Here is a 1,167-nt window from a genome sequence, read left to right on the forward strand (position 1 = left end):
GGAAACTCTGAAAAAGACTTCCTAATTTGGCAAAATCTCCGGACACCAGTCGCCGAGCTTTTCGATGATGAAACAGATGACCTTCGCCGACGCCGAGTATGCCGGCAAGCGCAAGCAGACCCGTAAGGAATTGTTCCTGATCGAGATGGATCAGGTGGTGCCCTGGAAAGGTTTGATTGCCCTGATTGAGCCCTATTATCCAAAAGGAGAAGGTGGCCGGCCCGCCTACCCACTGATGGCGATGCTGCGTGTTCATCTGATGCAGAACTGGTTCGGCTACAGCGATCCGGCGATGGAAGAAGCGCTGTATGAGACGACCATCCTGCGTCAGTTTTCAGGCCTGAGCCTGGAGCGCATTCCAGACGAAACCACCATTCTCAACTTCCGTCGTCTGCTGGAAAAGCACGAGTTGGCGACCGGGATTCTCGGCGTAATTAATGGTTATCTGGGCGACCGTGGCTTGTCGTTGCGTCAAGGCACCATCGTCGATGCCACGCTGATTCACGCGCCCAGTTCGACCAAGAACAAAGATGGCAAACGCGACCCTGAGATGCATCAAACCAAAAAAGGTAACCAGTACTATTTCGGCGCCAAGGCTCACATCGGCGCCGACGACGAGTCAGGCCTGGTGCACAGCGTGGTAGTCACAGCGGCCAATGTGGCAGACGTCACGCAGGTTGCCAAACTGCTGCACGGCGAGGAAAACGTAGTCTGCGCCGACGCAGGTTACACCGGGGTTGAGAAGCGCGAAGAACATGCTGGACGCAAGGTCATTTGGCAGATTGCCGCCCGCCGCAGCACTTACAAAAAGCACGGAAAACGCAGTGTTTTGTACAAGGCGATCCGCAAAATCGAGAAGGCCAAGGCCCAGGTTCGCGCCAAGGTCGAGCATCCGTTTCGGGTCATCAAACGCCAGTTTGGCTATGAAAAAGTGCGCTTTCGGGGCTTGGCCAAGAACACCGCGCAGATGGTGACGTTGTTCGCCCTGTCAAACCTGTGGATGGCCCGCCGACATTTGTTGGCGGGCGCAGGAGAGGTGCGCGTGTAATGCAGGAAATGGTTACTGCAAAGGGCTTTGCAGTGGCCGAAAGAGCTGAAAAGCGAAGATAATTGAGCAAATTTCGACATGCATCGTTTTTTGAAAAGTGCTGAGGACTCGGTAGCCGG

General features: G+C 54.9%; 1 protein-coding gene. It reads left to right on the top strand.

The features are described from left to right. Positions 1–67: 67 nt before the first annotated feature. Positions 68–1,048, top strand: coding sequence for an IS5-like element ISPsy2 family transposase (locus ALO64_RS14920; RefSeq protein WP_054991743.1), 981 nt, complete (start codon positions 68–70; stop codon positions 1,046–1,048). The last annotated feature ends 119 nt before the right edge of the window (positions 1,049–1,167 follow it).

The sequence above is a fragment of the Pseudomonas meliae genome (genome assembly GCF_001400515.1).
GTDB lineage: Bacteria > Pseudomonadota > Gammaproteobacteria > Pseudomonadales > Pseudomonadaceae > Aquipseudomonas > Aquipseudomonas amygdali.

Bases quoted from the DNA above. Each gene is read 5' to 3' on its own strand.
- ALO64_RS14920 (WP_054991743.1), top strand. From the start codon at position 68: ATGAAACAGATGACCTTCGCCGACGCCGAGTATGCCGGCAAGCGCAAG.